17 protein-coding genes are annotated in these 16,399 nt (G+C 62.3%); 11 read left to right on the forward strand and 6 right to left on the reverse strand.

What is annotated here, in order from left to right:
• Positions 1-70: 70 nt before the first annotated feature.
• On the forward strand, positions 71-2,659 hold the full coding sequence (clpB, locus tag GEV02_RS28930; RefSeq protein WP_152841305.1) for an ATP-dependent chaperone ClpB: 2,589 nt from the start codon (positions 71-73) through the stop codon (positions 2,657-2,659).
• Here the strand turns inward: clpB and GEV02_RS28935 are convergent.
• Both GEV02_RS28935 and GEV02_RS28940 read right to left on the reverse strand, forming a co-directional pair.
• Positions 2,656-3,579 (reverse strand): GGDEF domain-containing protein, encoded by a 924-nt coding sequence (locus GEV02_RS28935; RefSeq protein WP_152841306.1) that lies wholly within the window; start codon positions 3,577-3,579, stop codon positions 2,656-2,658. The two genes, clpB and GEV02_RS28935, sit on opposite strands and share 4 nt — an antisense overlap.
• Positions 3,580-3,677: 98 nt before the next feature.
• Positions 3,678-4,466: an AraC family transcriptional regulator gene (locus GEV02_RS28940; RefSeq protein WP_152841307.1), complete on the reverse strand. Its 789-nt coding sequence runs from the start codon at positions 4,464-4,466 to the stop codon at positions 3,678-3,680.
• A 95-nt stretch (positions 4,467-4,561) separates the two neighbouring features.
• Here GEV02_RS28940 and GEV02_RS28945 point away from each other — a divergent pair, with 95 nt between their 5' ends.
• From GEV02_RS28945 to aceA, 4 genes are all read left to right on the forward strand, one after another.
• Positions 4,562-5,782 (forward strand): MFS transporter, encoded by a 1,221-nt coding sequence (locus GEV02_RS28945; RefSeq protein WP_152841308.1) that lies wholly within the window; start codon positions 4,562-4,564, stop codon positions 5,780-5,782.
• Between the two features lie 36 nt (positions 5,783-5,818).
• Positions 5,819-6,316 (forward strand): ribonuclease E activity regulator RraA, encoded by a 498-nt coding sequence (gene rraA, locus GEV02_RS28950; RefSeq protein ID WP_152841309.1) that lies wholly within the window; start codon positions 5,819-5,821, stop codon positions 6,314-6,316.
• A gap of 123 nt (positions 6,317-6,439) precedes the next feature.
• Entirely contained in the window at positions 6,440-7,039 is a 600-nt protein-coding gene (locus GEV02_RS28955) for a PEP-CTERM sorting domain-containing protein (protein WP_152841310.1), read from the forward strand.
• A gap of 285 nt (positions 7,040-7,324) precedes the next feature.
• Positions 7,325-8,620: an isocitrate lyase gene (gene aceA, locus GEV02_RS28960; RefSeq protein WP_152841311.1), complete on the forward strand. Its 1,296-nt coding sequence runs from the start codon at positions 7,325-7,327 to the stop codon at positions 8,618-8,620.
• 45 nt (positions 8,621-8,665) lie between these two features.
• Here aceA and GEV02_RS28965 read toward each other — a convergent pair whose 3' ends face one another.
• Both GEV02_RS28965 and GEV02_RS28970 read right to left on the reverse strand, forming a co-directional pair.
• The gene (locus GEV02_RS28965) at positions 8,666-8,893 is read right to left on the reverse strand and encodes a hypothetical protein (protein ID WP_152841312.1); all 228 of its coding nucleotides are present in this window, start codon (positions 8,891-8,893) and stop codon (positions 8,666-8,668) included.
• On the reverse strand, positions 8,890-9,147 hold the full coding sequence (locus tag GEV02_RS28970) for a hypothetical protein (RefSeq protein ID WP_008449939.1): 258 nt from the start codon (positions 9,145-9,147) through the stop codon (positions 8,890-8,892). The genes GEV02_RS28965 and GEV02_RS28970 overlap by 4 nt, the downstream gene beginning before the upstream one ends.
• A gap of 177 nt (positions 9,148-9,324) precedes the next feature.
• On the opposite strand from GEV02_RS28970, the gene GEV02_RS28975 reads away from it, so the two are divergent.
• Together GEV02_RS28975 and GEV02_RS28980 are read left to right on the forward strand one after the other, a co-directional pair.
• Positions 9,325-10,254: a 23S rRNA (adenine(2030)-N(6))-methyltransferase RlmJ gene (locus tag GEV02_RS28975; RefSeq protein WP_152841313.1), complete on the forward strand. Its 930-nt coding sequence runs from the start codon at positions 9,325-9,327 to the stop codon at positions 10,252-10,254.
• A 104-nt stretch (positions 10,255-10,358) separates the two neighbouring features.
• On the forward strand, positions 10,359-11,627 hold the full coding sequence (locus GEV02_RS28980; RefSeq protein WP_152841314.1) for an EAL and HDOD domain-containing protein: 1,269 nt from the start codon (positions 10,359-10,361) through the stop codon (positions 11,625-11,627).
• A gap of 86 nt (positions 11,628-11,713) precedes the next feature.
• On the opposite strand, the gene GEV02_RS28985 is transcribed toward GEV02_RS28980, so the two are convergent.
• Positions 11,714-12,439, reverse strand: coding sequence for an SAM-dependent methyltransferase (locus GEV02_RS28985; protein ID WP_152841315.1), 726 nt, complete (start codon positions 12,437-12,439; stop codon positions 11,714-11,716).
• A gap of 8 nt (positions 12,440-12,447) precedes the next feature.
• Positions 12,448-13,038, reverse strand: coding sequence for a Maf-like protein (locus GEV02_RS28990; protein WP_152841316.1), 591 nt, complete (start codon positions 13,036-13,038; stop codon positions 12,448-12,450).
• Positions 13,039-13,166: 128 nt separating this feature from the next.
• Between GEV02_RS28990 and GEV02_RS28995 the strand changes: the two genes are divergently transcribed.
• From GEV02_RS28995 to GEV02_RS29010, 4 genes are all read left to right on the forward strand, one after another.
• Entirely contained in the window at positions 13,167-13,664 is a 498-nt protein-coding gene (locus GEV02_RS28995) for a YceD family protein (RefSeq protein ID WP_152803534.1), read from the forward strand.
• Positions 13,665-13,863: 199 nt separating this feature from the next.
• Positions 13,864-14,046 (forward strand): 50S ribosomal protein L32, encoded by a 183-nt coding sequence (gene rpmF, locus GEV02_RS29000; RefSeq protein ID WP_008449924.1) that lies wholly within the window; start codon positions 13,864-13,866, stop codon positions 14,044-14,046.
• A 194-nt stretch (positions 14,047-14,240) separates the two neighbouring features.
• Positions 14,241-15,302 (forward strand): phosphate acyltransferase PlsX, encoded by a 1,062-nt coding sequence (plsX, locus tag GEV02_RS29005; protein WP_152841317.1) that lies wholly within the window; start codon positions 14,241-14,243, stop codon positions 15,300-15,302.
• Between the two features lie 16 nt (positions 15,303-15,318).
• Complete coding sequence (locus GEV02_RS29010) at positions 15,319-16,305, forward strand: beta-ketoacyl-ACP synthase III (protein WP_152841318.1); 987 nt, start codon at positions 15,319-15,321, stop codon at positions 16,303-16,305.
• Positions 16,306-16,399 lie beyond the last annotated feature (94 nt).

Below are 16,399 nucleotides of genomic sequence, written 5' to 3' on the forward strand. Positions count from 1 at the left end.
GGGCGGTCTCCTTGAAAACTGATTGCCCAGCCCTATCTGTGCGATAAGTAAAATTCATCGGAGCACCACCATGCGGCAAGACAAACTCACCACCAAACTCCAGGAAGCCCTCTCGGACTCGCAGAGTCTCGCCGTGGGCAACGATAATCAATACATCGAGCCGGTCCACCTGCTGACCGCGCTGCTGAACCAGAACGACGGCAGCGCGCGCTCCCTGTTGCAGCGCGCCGGCGTCAATGTCGGCGGCCTGACCAAGGCGCTGGGCTCCTCGCTGGAGCGGTTGCCCAAGGTGTCCGGCACCGGCGGCGACGTCCAGGCCAGCCGCGAGCTGGTCGCGGTGCTGAACCTGGCGGACAAGGAAGCGCAGAAGCGCGTCGACCAGTTCATCTCCAGCGAGATGGTGCTGCTGGCGCTGACCGACGACAAATCCGACGCCGGCCAGCTGGCGCGTGAAAACGGCCTGACCCGCAAGTCGCTGGAAGCGGCCATCGACACCGTGCGCGGCGGCGCCAAGGTGGACAACGCCGAAGCCGAAGGCCAGCGCGAAGCCCTGAAAAAATACACGCTGGACCTGACCGAGCGCGCCCGCTCCGGCAAGCTCGATCCCGTGATCGGCCGCGATGACGAGATCCGCCGCGCTATCCAGGTGCTGCAGCGCCGCACCAAGAACAATCCCGTGCTGATCGGCGAACCCGGCGTCGGCAAGACCGCCATCGTCGAAGGCCTGGCGCAGCGCATCGTCAACAACGAGGTGCCCGATTCGCTCAAGGGCAAGCGCGTGCTGTCGCTGGACATGGCGGCGCTGGTGGCCGGCGCCAAGTATCGCGGCGAATTCGAGGAGCGCCTGAAATCTGTGCTGAAGGAACTGGCGATGGACGAAGGCCAGACCATCGTCTTCATCGACGAGATGCACACGATGGTCGGCGCCGGCAAGGCCGATGGCGCCATGGACGCGGGCAATATGCTCAAGCCTGCATTGGCGCGCGGCGAGCTGCATTGCGTCGGCGCGACCACGCTGGACGAATACCGCAAATACATCGAGAAGGATGCCGCGCTGGAGCGCCGCTTCCAGAAGATCCTGGTCGACGAGCCGTCGGTGGAAGCCACCATCGCCATCCTGCGCGGCCTGCAGGACAAGTATGAGCTGCACCACAAGGTCGCCATCTCGGACGCCGCCATCATCGCCGCGGCCGAGCTGTCGCACCGCTACATCACGGACCGCTTCCTGCCCGACAAGGCGATCGACCTGATCGACGAAGCGGCGTCCAAGATCAAGATCGAGATCGACTCCAAGCCGGAGGTGATGGACAAGCTGGAACGCCGCCTGATCCAGCTGAAGATCGAGAAGGAAGCCGTCAAGAAGGAGAAGGACGAAGGCTCGCGCCGCCGCCTGGACCTGATCGACGAGGAGATCGTGCGCCTGCAGCGCGAGTTGAACGATTACGAGGAAATCCTCAAGGCCGAGAAGGCGGTGGTGCAGGGCAGTACCCACATCAAGGAAGAGATCGAGCGCATCAAGCTGCAAATGGAGCAGGCCACGCGCGACAGCAACTGGCAGCGCGTGTCGGAACTGCAGTACGGCCGCCTGCCGGAGCTGGAGGCGCAGTTGAAGCAGGCCGAGAGCGTGAACCTGAAAGCTGGCGACGCCGCCAAGCCCAAGCTGCTGCGCACCGAAGTCGGCGCCGAGGAAATCGCCGAGGTGGTGTCGCGCGCGACCGGCATACCGGTGTCGCGCATGATGCAGGGTGAGCGCGACAAACTGCTGCACATCGAAGAGAAGCTGCACGAACGCGTGGTCGGCCAGGACGAGGCGATCGCCGCCGTGTCCGATGCGATCCGCCGTTCGCGCGCCGGCCTGTCGGATCCGAACCGGCCGTATGGCTCCTTCATGTTCCTGGGGCCGACGGGCGTGGGCAAGACCGAGCTGACCAAGGCGCTGGCGGGCTTCCTGTTCGACACCGAGGAATCGATGATACGCATCGACATGAGCGAATTCATGGAGAAGCATTCGGTGGCCCGCCTGATCGGCGCGCCGCCCGGCTACGTGGGCTACGACGAGGGCGGCTATCTGACCGAAGCCGTGCGCCGCAAGCCGTACAGCGTGATCCTGCTGGACGAGGTGGAGAAGGCGCATCCGGACGTGTTCAACGTGCTGCTGCAGGCGCTGGACGACGGCCGCATGACGGACGGCCAGGGCCGCACGGTGGACTTCAAGAACACGGTCATCATCATGACGTCCAACCTGGGCTCGCACAAGATCCAGGCGATGGAGGATTCCGATCCCGGCGTGGTCAAGCTGGCGGTGATGGCCGAGGTGCGTTCGCACTTCCGTCCGGAGTTCATCAATCGTATCGATGAAATCGTCGTGTTCCACGGCCTCGATGAGAAGAACATCGGCGCCATCGCCAAGATCCAGCTGGCGATCCTGGAGCAGCGTCTGGCCAAGATGGAGATGACGCTGACGATCACCGAAGCGGCGCTGCACAAGATCGCCGAGGCGGGCTACGATCCGGTGTATGGCGCGCGGCCGTTGAAGCGGGCGATCCAGCAGCAGATCGAGAATCCGCTGTCCAAGCTTATCCTGCAAGGCCGCTTCGGGCCGAAGGACATCATCCACGTCGACGCCGATCAGGTGAACGGCGAGCTGACCTTCAGCTAAGCATCAAGGTGGACGATGCGATTGCGGCCGTCGCGTTTGGCGCGGTACAGCGCGTCGTCCGCCCGTTTCAGCACGTCTTCGAAGGAGCTGTCTCCGGGGAGCAGTTCGCTCAGGCCGCCGCTGATGGTGGCGCCGTCGCCCAGCGTGCCCAGTGCGCGCAGGGCGGCCGGCACTTTCTGCCGCAGCCGCTCGGCGATCGGCCTGGCTTGCTCCCAGCCGGTGTGCGGCATCAGGATCACGAATTCATCGCCGCCCAGCCGGGCCGGGAAGTCGGTGGTGCGCAGCTCGCGCCGGCAGACATCGGCCGTGGCCTGGATCGCCTTGTCGCCGCTCAGGTGGCCGTAGGTGTCGTTGATGTTCTTGAACTTGTCGATATCGAAGATCAGCACCGAGGCCGGTGTCTGGTAGCGGGCGAACAGCTCGTAGCTGTCGGTGAGGGCCTGCATCAGCTTGCGGCGATTGGCCAGACCGGTCAGCGCGTCGGTCTCGCTCTGCATGCGCAGCAAGGCTTCCAGCTTCTTGCTGGCGGTGATATTGCTGGCCACCCACAGCACCGCATCCTCTCCCTGCACCCGATACTCCAGCGCCTGCACTCGGCCTTCGAACCAGATCGTGTCTTCCGGGCCGTCGGCGTCGAGGCCTTTTACATCCTTGCGGGCCAGTTGGTACTCGACCACATGCAAGCCTTCCTTGGCCAGCGCGATGGCGATCTGCGCGATGAACCACGCGGCTTTCTCGCCGTTCAGCACGTCCGGGATGCTCTTGCCGACCAGGGCGCTGCCGTCGTGGTAGTAGCGGGCGTCGGTGCCGCCGAACAGGGCGGCGTACTTGCCGCTGCGGGTGAGGATAAACGCCGGATCCGGTAGCGCGGCGAGCAGCGCGGCAATCTGCTCATTCGAGAATAGCGACACGTCGGTCATGCGATACCGTTTTTCGAGTTGTTGAGTTTCCACTAATGTACCGTACTTTCGTCCAAGTCAACGTTAACGGTGTATTAATCGAAAACTTGACCGTTTATCTACTTTTCAGCGAAAAAAGATGTCGGCGTGCTGCCGAAGGTCTTCTTGAACATGGCGGAGAAGGCCGACTGGCTGGCGTAGCCGAGCTGCGCCGCCACCAGCGACAGCGGCACGCCGCGCGCGATCAGCGGCGCCGCGTGCGCCAGCCTGGCCTGCTGGCGCCACTGGCTGAAGCGCATGCCCAGTTCGCGTTCGAACAGGCGCGTCAGCGTGCGTTCGGAGGCGCCAACCTGACCGGCCCAGGCCGCCAGCGTGTGCTCGGCGCCGGGATCGGCGATCAGCGCGTCGCACAGGGCTTTCAAGCGCTTGTCGTGCGGCAGCGGCACGCGCAGCGGACGGGCGGCGCAGCGCGGCAGCTCGTCGAGGATCATTTCGCCCAGCAGGCGCTCGCGGCCGGACTGTTCGTCCTGGTCGTGCTGCTCCAGCGCGGACAGCAGCTCGCGCAGCAGGCCGGACACTTCCACCACCTTGCAAGCGTCGGGGAAGGGCGAGCGGCTGGCGTGCACGCACAGCGGGCGCAGCCGGGTCGGCTCCAGGATCGTGACCGCGTGCTCGACGTCCGGCGCGATCCAGATGGCGCGCTGCGGCGGCACGATCCAGCTGCTGTGGTTGGCCGTCACCCGCATCACGCCCTGCATCGCGTAGGTGAACTGGCCCCATGGATGATGGTGCGGCAGCAGCACGGCGTCGGCCGGCAGGTCGCGGCCGGACATGGTCAGCGGCCGGATGGCGGTGGGGAAGTCGCAGTTCCAGTTAAACTGGGTGTGGGTGACGACCGGTATCGGCATGGCGGGATTTCGATAAAAGTTGACCTTCTATCTTAAATCAGACGCACGCGAAATGCTTACACTAGGCCTTCTTTTTTTGGAAACATGGAGGCGGCATGAACGACACTTCGTTGCTGCGGCAGGACGCCAGGGTCATCGGCCTGGTCGGGCTGGCGCACGGCACTTCGCACTTTTACCACGTGATCCTGGCGGCGCTGATACCGTGGCTGAAGCCGGAATTTAACCTGAGCTACGCCGAGCTGGGCCTGCTGATGACGGTGTTCTTCACCGTCTCCGGCGTGGGGCAGGCGATGGCCGGCTTCGTCGTCGACCGCTACAGCGCGCGCGCCGTGCTGTTCAGCGGCATCGGGCTGCTGGGCTTGTCCGCCGTGACGCTGTCGAGCGCGCACAGCTATGCGCAGCTGATGCTGGGCGCCTTCCTGGCGGGCTGCGGCAACAGCGTGTTCCATCCGGCCGACTACACGCTGCTGAACCAGCGGGTGTCCAAGGGCCGGCTGGCGCATGGTTTTTCGGTGCACGGCATCAGCGGCAATATCGGCTGGGCGATCTCGCCGCTGTTCCTGACCTTTGTAGCCAGCCGCACCGACTGGCGCACGGCGCTGCTGAGCGCGGCCCTGCTGCCGCTGGCGGTGCTGGCGCTGCTGGTCTGGAACCGCCATGCGCTGCGGCCCGGTCCTGCGGTGGCGCCGACGGCGTCGGCCGGAGCAGGCCAGGGCGGGGCGTTCGGCTTCCTGCGTCTGCAGGTGGTGTGGATGTGCTTTGCCTTCTTCCTGATCTCGGCGGTGGCGCTGGCCGGCATCCAGAGCTTCGCGGCGACCAGCCTGGTGAGCCTGTACGGCATGTCGCTGGCCTGGGCCACCACGGCTTACACCGCCTACATGATCGCCTCGGCGGCCGGCATGGTGTACGGTGGCTTCCTCGGGGCCGGCAGCGGCCATCACGACCGCATCATCATCATCGCCTTCGGCACGGCGGCGCTGCTGTCGCTGGTGCTGGCCACGGCCGTGGTGCCGGCCTGGATGGCGGTCGCGCTGATGGGGCTGATCGGCCTGGCGACCGGCATTTCCGGCCCCTCGCGCGACTTGCTGATACGCGGCGCGGCGCCCGCCAACGCCACCGGCCGCGTGTTCGGCGTCGTGTATTCCGGCCTGGACAGCGGATTGGCGCTGGGCCCGCTGCTGTTCGGCGCGCTGATGGACGCCAACCATCCGTCCGGCGTGTTCATCGGCATCGGCGCGTTCCAGGCGCTGGTGATCCTGACCGCGCTCGGCGTCGGCAGCAAGACCCGCTTGGTCGCGGCCGCCAAAACAGCATAGAATCATTGTTTCCTTCACCATATGCACGGAACGACAATGAATTTCGCCACCACCGATTTATGCGACGACAACGCCAATCTGCTGGAGGACGGCCGCCTGGCCGTGCTGCCACCGGTGTTCCGCCACTTTGGCAAGCAGGTGCAGTTTTCGGGCCGTGTGACCACGCTTAAGGTGCATGAGGACAACGCGCTGGTGCGGTCGGTGCTGGAAACCCAGGGCGGCGGCAATGTGCTGGTGATCGACGGCGGCGGCAGCCTGCGCCGCGCGCTGGTCGGCGGCCAGTTGGGCTTGCTGGCCCAGGACAATGGCTGGTCCGGCATCATCGTCGACGGCTGCATCCGCGACACCGACGAGATCAACTCCTGCGAAATCGGCGTGCGCGCGCTGGGAGCCCATCCACAGAAAAGCAGCAAGAAGGGCGTCGGCGAGCGCAACGTGCGCGTGCACATCCAGGGCGTGCCGGTGCAGCCGGGCGACTGGATCTATGCCGATGCGGACGGCATCCTGGTGGCTCAGCAAATGCTAGTCTCATAATATTTTCTATATTGAAACGTTTGTGGTATTTTTGCAATGAATATTGACACTGGTGTAGCTGCATGTAAAAATTACAATGCATCAATTTTTGGTGCTTAAGTGCAGGTTCATCAGGAGTCTTCCATGAAGAAACTAACTTTCGCAGTGTTGTGTGCACTGGGGCTGTCCGCCCAAGCCGCTCCGGTGACGTCGCTCCCGGGCGGGACGGTTTTGCCGATGCCGGTGCTGGGGTATTTTGGCGCTGGTCCACAGACTTTGGCTCCGGGCGTGGACTGGAGCAGCGCCTACAACTACTCGGTCTACGGGTACGATGGTAACTACGGCTTCGCCGACAACGGTTTCTGGTCCGGCTTGACGATGGCCGGCACCAACGATACGACCAGCACCATGATGCTGAAGTTCTCGCAGGCCGTCAGCGGCGTGGGCGCTTTCCTCAATTACGCACCGCGCTATTACGGCACGGCGACGATTGCGGCCTATGATTCGACGTTTGCGCTGATCGAGTCGACCACCTTGACCTTCCTGACCGCCGGCGGCCAGAACCAGGGCGAATTCCATGGGTTCCTGGAAAACACCCCGTCCATCAGCTATTTCACGATGACCGGCGCCTTCGTCGGCGCGACCGATTTCACCGTGTTGGCCGTGCCTGAGCCGGAAACCTACGGCATGCTGCTGGCAGGCCTGGGCCTGCTGGGCCTGGCCTCGCGCCGCCGCAAGGCCTGATTCTCACTGTTCCCCATGGCAAACACCCCGCAAGCCGCATGGCTTGCGGGGTGTTTGCTTTTCATCTGGCGCGGCGTTCATTTCACATTGCGAGAAGTGCGCTGGACCCGCTGCGCAGTTCTCTTTCGTTTTGAGAAATCTTGTTCCGCATCCTGAAAAAATATAATTATCCCATTGATTTGTATGGGTAAATATCGAGTTATATGTCTTATATAAGACTGCTTGTTCGCGCGAAAAAGAGTCTACTATTTGTGTAACGGATTTCGTTTCAAATAGGAGAACGCCATGACAACTCGCGAAGAGCAAATCGCCGCCCTGCAAAAAGACTGGGACACCAACCCGCGCTGGCAGGGCGTCACCCGCAGCTACACTGCCGCAGACGTGGTGCGCCTGCGCGGTTCCTTGCAGATCGAGCACACGCTGGCGAAGCGCGGCGCGGACAAGCTGTGGAAGCTGCTCAACAACGAACCCTTCGTCAACGCACTGGGTGCGCTGACCGGCAACCAGGCCATGCAACAGGTCAAGGCCGGCCTGAAAGCGATCTACCTGTCGGGCTGGCAGGTGGCCGGCGACGCCAACCTGGCCGGGGAAATGTATCCCGACCAATCGCTGTATCCGGCCAATTCGGTGCCCATGGTTGTTCAGCGCATCAACAACACCTTCCAGCGCGCCGACCAGATCCAGTGGTCGGAAGGCAAGGATGACATCGACTTCTTCGCGCCCATCGTGGCCGATGCCGAAGCCGGTTTCGGCGGCGTGCTCAACGCCTATGAGCTGATGAAGTCGATGATCGCCGCCGGCGCCGCCGGCGTGCATTTCGAAGACCAGCTGGCGTCGGTCAAGAAGTGCGGCCACATGGGCGGCAAGGTGCTGGTGCCGACGCGCGAGGCGGTGGAGAAACTGACCGCGGCCCGCCTGGCCGCCGATGTCATGGGCACGTCAACGCTGGTGATCGCCCGCACCGACGCCGAGGCGGCCGACCTGCTGACCTCGGACGTGGACGACAACGACAGTCCGTTCTGCACCGGCGAGCGCACCGTCGAGGGCTTCTACAAGGTCAGGCCGGGCCTGGAGCAGGCGATAGCGCGCGCGCTGGCCTACGCGCCGTATGCCGACCTGGTCTGGTGCGAGACCGGCAAGCCCGACCTGGCCTTCGCCAAGCAGTTCGCCGACGCCGTGCACGCCAGATTCCCGGGCAAGATGCTGGCCTACAATTGCTCGCCCTCGTTCAACTGGAAGAAAAACCTGGACGACGCCACCATCGCCCGCTTCCAGAAGGAACTGGGCGCCATGGGCTACAAGTTCCAGTTCATCACGCTGGCCGGTTTCCACGCGCTGAACTACGGCATGTTCAACCTCGCGCACGGCTATGTGCGCCGCCAGATGTCGGCCTTCGTCGAGTTGCAGGAAGCGGAATTTGCCGCCGCCGAGAGGGGCTTCACGGCGGTCAAGCACCAGCGCGAGGTGGGCACCGGCTATTTCGACGCCGTCACCCAGTGCATCCAGAACGGCCAGTCGTCGACCACCGCCTTGCACGGTTCGACCGAGGATGAGCAGTTCTTCGACAGGAAGGTGGCCTGATGCCGCGCACGCGGCGGCGATCCGTCCGCGTGCGCGGTGCTGGCGTCAGGGCTGTTTGCCCAGGTGTTGATGCAGGTGCTGCTTCAGGCGCTTCTGGAAGTCATCGACGTCGTGGATGGTGGCCATGTCGTCGTCCACCTCCAGCATGTGGGTCTTGTGGCCGGGTGCGAACGAGACGTTCACTTCCATCTGGCCCTGCTTCGCCGACAGCGAATGGCCCTGCACGGCGCCCAGGATGTTGTTCTGGTCGTCGGTTACGATGGTCATCTTCATGACATGCCCCCTCCTTGAAGGTTGTGGAAGGCGCCGCCTATGCCCTGGTTGTGGATCTGGACGAAGTAGGTGGCGTCGCCATTGTTTTCCTTGCGCTTGCTTTGCTGGTCCGCCATGTGGACCGCGCCCTGGTTGGGCGCCTTGACGTCGGCCGAGGCGAACTGCGTGCCATGGTCGCTGGGATAGCTGTAGCTCCAGAACGCCGTCTGCCCCGGCGCCAGGAAGGTCAGCGGACCTACGTTGTTGAATGCCATAATGTCCTCCATGAAAGGTCGCCGCGCCTGCGGATGCAGAACGGCCGTTCCATGTTAGTCACCATCCCGGTGCACGCTTTGATGCAAACGATATGGGCGCATTTTTGGCTGGCGGCGCTTTCTAGTGGATAATGCGGGATTGTTCTGCACCACCACTATTTAGGAAGTACCAAGCTTATGTTGAGTTACCGCCACGCCTTTCACGCGGGTAATCACGCCGATGTGTTGAAGCATTTCGTGACCATCCAGTTGATGCAGTATCTGAATCAGAAAGATACCGCCTACAGCTACATCGACACCCACTCCGGCGCCGGCGTGTACGCGCTTGACGGCTCCTTCGCCTCCAAGAACGCCGAATACGACACCGGCATCGGCCCGCTGTGGGAGCGCACCGACATGCCCGCGCCGATCAAGGAATACGTCGACCTGATCCGTGGCATGAACCCGAGCGGCAAGATGCGCTACTACCCCGGCTCGCCCTACATCGCCGACCAGGTCGCGCGCGAGCAGGATCGCCTGCGCCTGTTCGAACTGCACCCGGCCGATTCCAAGCTGCTGGCCGATAACTTCCGCAAGCTCGACGAACACGCCGCGCAGCAGGGCATACGCCCGACCACGCGCGGCAAGCGCGTGCTGGTGACGCGCGGCGACGGCTTCCAGGCGCTGAAGGCGCTGCTGCCGCCGCCGTCGCGCCGCGCGCTGGTGCTGATCGACCCGCCGTACGAAGACAAGCAGGACTATAAAAAGGTCAAGGACACGCTGGCCGAGGCGCTGGGGCGCTTCCCGACCGGCACTTACGCGGTCTGGTATCCGCTGCTGCAGCGCATGGAATCGCGCCAGTTCGCCGACAAGCTCAAGCAGCTGCCATGCAGCGACTGGCTCAACGTTGTGCTGACCACCAACACGCCGATGCCGGACGGCTTCGGCCTGCACAGCAGCGGCATGTTCATCCTGAACCCGCCGTACACGCTGGAGCCGATGTTGAAGGAAGTGATGCCCTACCTGGTCAAGGTGCTGGGCAAGGACTCCGGCGCCCGATTCACACTGGAAAGCGGCAAGCCGACGGGTACGCGCAACACTGCGGTGCGCCGGCCGGTCAGTCGCTAGAAAAATGTTGTCAGGACGGTATAGCAGGGTATAGTCTGCTAGTTAGCGGGTTGCCGCTTGAGACGGCAACCCGAATAAAGCAGATTGCAGATTGGGAGCTTCCCATGATGATGACGTCGTCAACGGTGCCGTCCAAGCTTGCTGACAATTTCTTTCTCGCACGCCAGCCCATCCTCAACCGGGGACAGCGGCTGGTGGCCTACGAGCTGCTGTTCCGCGACGCCCGTCTGCGCAACGAGGCCACCATCACCGACGACGCCGAGGCCACCGCCACCGTGATCGCCCACGCTTCCGAGCTGGGCATGGAGCACGTGGTGGGCGACCAGATGGCCTTCGTCAACGTCGACGCCATCGGCCTGATGAGCGACTTCATCCGCTTCCTGCCGAACGACAAAGTCATCCTCGAAATCCTCGAAACCGTCAAAGCCACGCCGGAAGTGCTGGACCGCATACGCGAGCTCAAGCAGGCCGGCTTCAAGTTCGCGCTGGACGATGTGATCGGCCAGTCCGAAGACGTGCAGAAATTCCAGCCGCTGTGCGACGTCATCAAGGTCGACATCAAGGAAATGCAACCCGGCACCTTGCCGGCGCTGGCGCGCGTGCTGAAGAACCCCAAGCAAAAGCTGCTGGCCGAGAAGGTCGAGACGATGGAGGAGTTCCAGCAATGCATGGAGCTGGGCTTCGAATATTTCCAGGGCTATTATTTCGCGCGGCCCGTCATCTTGAGCGGCAAGAAGATTTCGCCGTCGCAGCGCAGCGTGCTGCACTTGCTGGACTTGCTCAACACCGAGGCCAGCAGTCACGAGATCGAACGCAGCGTCAAGCATGACGCGCTGATTACGCTGAACCTGCTGCGGCTGGTGAACACGCCGGCGGTGGGCGCGCGCTACCGCATCAACTCGGTCGGCCATGCGCTGATGGTGCTGGGACGGCGCCAGCTCAAGCGCTGGCTGCAGATCCTGCTGTATGTGAAGGGCGGTGGCGCGCAGGAGTTCACCTCGCCGCTGCTGCAACTGGCCACCACGCGCGGCAAGACCATGGAATTGATGGTCGAGCATTTGCGGCCTGGGCAGCGTGTCAGCGCCGACATCGGCTTCACGGTGGGCGTGATGTCGCTGATGGATACGCTGTTCTCCATCCACATGCGCGACGTGCTGGAAAGCGTCAACGTGCTGGACGAGGTGCGTGCCGCGCTGCTGCACCGCAGCGGCGATTACGGCAGTATGCTCAGCCTGATCGAGCACATCGAGCGCAACCGCGACGGCCAGTTGCTGGCGCAGATGCTGCACCAGCTGGAACTGACGCCGGCCGAACTGTACGCGATCCAGCTGGCGGCGATCGAGTGGGTGACGGACTATACCCGCAGCGTCTGAACGTCATTCCCGCGCAGGCGGGAATCCATGCTGAGCCAGCTACGGACGCGTTCTATGGGTGCCCGCCTGCGCGGGCACGACGTTGGCTACTGTCCCAACAGTAGGAACACGGTGGGCTTCTTGTGGAAGTCCGGCGCCTTCGCGCTTTTCCATTGCGACGCGGTCATGGTGCGGATGGTTTCCGATGGCAGGCTCAGGTCGGTCGCCACGCAGATCAGCGTGCCCGGCGCGCAGGCCGCCGTCAGCGCTTCCAGCATGGCGGCGTTGCGGTAAGGTGTTTCAATGAACAGCTGCGTTTGCTTTTCCTTGCGCGAGCGCTGTTCCAATTCCTTGATGCGGGTGGCGCGCTGCGCGGGGTCGGTCGGCAGATAGCCGTTGAAGGCGAAGCTCTGGCCGTTCAGACCGCTCGCCATCACCGCCAGCAGCAGCGACGACGGTCCCACCAGCGGCCGCACCGGGATGTTGTGCTGGTGCGCCAGCCGCACCAGGTCGGCGCCCGGATCGGCCACCGCCGGCACGCCGGCTTCCGACACCAGGCCGCCATCCTGGCCGGCCAGCAGCGGCGCCAGCAGGCCCGCCAGCGCGGCCGCCGGGGTGTTGACGTTGAGTTCGGAGATGGTGATTTCCTGCAGCGGCTTGGCCAGCGGATGTCTGGCGTTGACCAGCTTGAGGAAGGCGCGCGCCGTCTTGGCGTTCTCGGCGACGAAGTAATCGAGTTGCGAAGTGATCTGCTGTACCTGTTCGGGCAGCACGGAGGAGAGCGCTTCAGTCTCGCCCAGGGTGTTCGGTATTAAGAAGAGGGTGCCGGTCATAAAAACAGTCAGGTATTAAAGAAGGAAACGCCAATGTTGCGCAGCATGCCTGTCAGCGCGATCAAAGGCAAGCCGGTGAGGGCGGTCGGGTCGCTGCTGTCGATGCGTTCCAGGATGGCGATGCCCAGCGCCTCGTTCTTGGCGCTGCCGGCGCAGTCGTAGGGTTGTTCGATGCGCAGGTAGGCGTCCAGCTCGGCGTCGGGCAGGTCGCGGAACTTGACGACGGTCTGGATGTCTTCCACCTGCGCCGTGCCGGTGCGGCCATCCCACACGCACAGCGCGGTGTGGAAGATCACTTCGCGGCCGCGCATCTTTTGCAGCTGGGCCAGCGCGTTGGCATGGTTGCCCGGCTTGCCGATCTGCTCGTCGTCCAGTGTGGCGACCTGGTCTGAGCCGATGACGATGCGGCCGGGCAGCTTGGCGGCCACGGCGGCGGCTTTTTCGCGCGCCAGGCGCAGCGCCGTGGCGCTGGGCGTCTCGCCGGGCAGCGGGCTTTCGTCGATATCGGGCACCGCCACGTCGAACGGCAGTTGCAGCCGTGATAAGAGTTCGCGGCGATACGCGGAACTGGAGGCGAGTACGAGTAAACTTGATGTCATGAGGGGAATGTTATATGCTCTGTCGCCGGACGTGCCAGCGGCAAAAAAGAACGAAAAATACGCTAAGGCTTTGACTTGACGATGAAAACCCTGTTATTATCGCAGGTTTTCCGGGGAAATTTTCTGTAATGAATGCTATTGTGATCGACGCCTTTGAATTTTGTCGGAGCAACGGCAGCCAGCAAGGCGTGACGCCTGTTGCCGAAATGACCCGTTTGACCAAGGATTGTGCCGATACGTCGGGTACGATCGCCTGGAAAGCAGTAGGGGGCACCAGCAAGATGGGCTTCCCGCAGATGACGCTGTCGGTTTCCGGCACCGTGCAACTGGTCTGCCAGCGCTGCCTGACGCCTTACGCGCACACCATCGACGCACAAACCGTGCTGATGCTGGGCAAGGACGATGAGCAAGCGGACGAGATCGAAGAAATGATCAACGACGAGACGATCGATGTGATCGTCGGCAGCCGCAGCATGGAGCTGATGGACTTGGTGGAAGACGAAGCGCTGCTGGCCCTGCCGCATACGCCGAAACATGATGTCTGCCCCGATTCCGCTCTGCTGGACAAGGCAAAAAGCGAAAAGTTGTCGCCGTTCGACGCCCTCAAGGGCCTCAAATCCGAATAAAGCAGTACCGAATAAGTAGTGTTGTAAAGAACGTGTCAAACGCGTGTAGTAAATCGAGTATGGCAAGTCAGCAGTGAAAATGTAGTAAATCTCAGTTTAACTATGCCGGTTCAGTTTTGCCGGCAGGATACTCGATTCGCATGTATTTGCTGGTCGAATGTGTTAAAATTTTAGAACTTATGTATTAGGAGTCATTAACATGGCAGTTCAACAGAACAAGAAGTCCCCTTCGAAGCGTGGTATGCACCGTTCGCACGATTTCCTGGTTGCTCCACAACTGGGTATCGAGCCAACCACCGGTGAAACCCACCTGCGTCACCACATCAGCCCTAACGGCTTCTACCGTGGTCGTAAAGTCCTGAAAACCAAAAACGACGAGTAATCGACGCTTTTGCTGGACCCGGAAATAGGCGGTGCTACGTGGATAACTCGCGGAGCATCGCTTTTTCTTTATCATCGGCTGCAATCCTCTTTTGCACACCGTCATTTTGAAACGCGTAGACCTGGATGTGGTTGGTCCGCAGCTTGCCGCAGCTTGCCCCGCATGGGCTGGAGCGTGGTACTGAATCAAAACAAATGACAATCAAAATTTCTATCGACTGCATGGGTGGCGATCACGGCCCGTCGGTCACTATCCCCGCAGCAGTTTCCTTCCTCAAACGTGAGCCTGACGCTGAACTGATCCTGGTCGGTTTGGAGGACGTCATTCGCGCGGAATTGAAAAAGCAGCACGCCGATACGCATCCGCGCATCACCGTGCAACACGCCTCCGAACAAGTCACCATGGACGATCCGCTCGAAGTGGCCCTGCGCCGCAAGAAGGATTCGTCGATGCGCGTCGCCATCGAGCAAGTCAAGGACGGCAGGGCCCAGGCCTGCGTCTCGGCCGGCAACACCGGCGCGCTGATGGCGGTGTCGCGCTATGTGCTCAAGACCATGACCGGCGTCGACCGTCCGGCCATCTGCGGCATCATGCCGAATCAGAAAAATGGCCCGACCTATATGCTGGACCTGGGCGCCAACGTCGATTGCGAACCGCATCACCTGCACCAGTTCGCCATCATGGGTTCGGTGCTGGTGTCGGCCATGGAAAAAATCGATCGCCCGACCATCGGCCTGCTGAACGTCGGCACCGAGGACATCAAGGGCAATGAAGTGGTCAAGGCCACCAGCAAGCTGCTGCAGGTCGATCACGAGCGCGGCGCGCTCAACTTCTACGGCAACGTCGAAGGCAATGACATCTTCAAGGGCACCACCGATATCGTGGTGTGCGATGGCTTTGTCGGCAACGTGACCTTGAAGGCAGTGGAGGGCGTTGCACGATTTTTCGGCGACACCCTGCGCACGGAATTCAAGCGTAACCTGTTGACCATGCTGGGCGCCTTGCTCGGCGGCGGTGCGTTGAAGGCGGTCAAGGATCGCTTCCAGCCATCGCGCCACAACGGCGCCAGTCTGCTGGGCCTGCGCGGCCTGGTGTTCAAGAGCCATGGCGGCGCCGATGCCTATTCTTTTGAATGGGCGATCCGACGCGCGTATGATGCTGCAAAAAATGATGTGTTGGGGCATATCTCGGAAATGATCGCCGAGCTCATGCCGCGCAACACGGATACCCCGGAAGTACCAAGCTCAACTATTTAGTGGACGGTAGAACGGCATGACTTTGTACAGCAAAATTATAGGCACCGGCAGCTACCTGCCGGAAAAGCGTGTGACCAACCAGGATCTGGCTGATCAACTCGCCGCCAAAGGCATAGAGACCTCGGACGAATGGATCGTCAGCCGCAGCGGTATTTCGGCACGCCACTTCGCCGAGCCTGAACAGAAATCATCGGACCTGGCGGTCAACGCCGCCAAGAAGGCGCTGGAGATGGCCGGTCTGGAGCCGAACGACATCGACCTGATCGTGCTGGCCAGCTCGACGCCGGACTTCTTCGGCAGCTTCCCCAGCACCGCCTGCATCGTGCAGAAAAAACTGGGCATGACCAACAACAGTGCGGCCGTCGACGTGCAAGCCGTGTGCAGCGGCTTCGTCTACGCCGTGTCGACCGCCGACGCCTTCATCCGCGCCGGCGTGCACAAGAATGTGCTGGTGATCGGTTCCGAAGTGTTCTCGCGCATCCTCAATTTCGACGACCGCACCACCTGCGTGCTGTTCGGCGACGGCGCCGGCGCCATCGTGCTGAGCGCGTCGGAAGAGCCGGGCATCCTGGCCACCAAGCTGCATGCGGACGGCCGTCATTCGGACATCCTCAGCGTGCCGGGTTCGGTCGATGGCGGTGCGGTTGCCGGCAGCGCCTTCCTGTACATGGATGGTCCGGCCGTCTTCAAGCTGGCCGTATCGGTGCTGGAGAAGGTCGCGCACGAAGCGCTGGACAAGGCCAACATGACCTCCGACCAGATCGACTGGCTGATACCGCACCAGGCCAATATCCGCATCATGAACAGCACCGCCAAGAAGCTGGGTCTGCCTGTCGAGAAGATGGTCGTCACCGTCGATCAGCACGGCAATACCTCGGCCGCTTCGATCCCGCTGGCGCTGGACGTCGCCGTGCGCGATGGCCGCATCAAGAAAGGCCAGCACATCATGATGGAAGGTGTGGGCGGCGGCTTTACCTGGGGCGCAGTTTTGGCGCGTTTTTAACGGCCTGAATTAGAATTAGAGTTCTAACGGACTCGTCGGTAGCAAAGCTGTCACGATGGCATGCTAGCGTAGCGTTCAATAAAAATGAGATGGA

Origin of the sequence: Rugamonas aquatica (assembly GCF_009380215.1) — a bacterium.
GTDB lineage: Bacteria > Pseudomonadota > Gammaproteobacteria > Burkholderiales > Burkholderiaceae_D > Rugamonas > Rugamonas aquatica_B.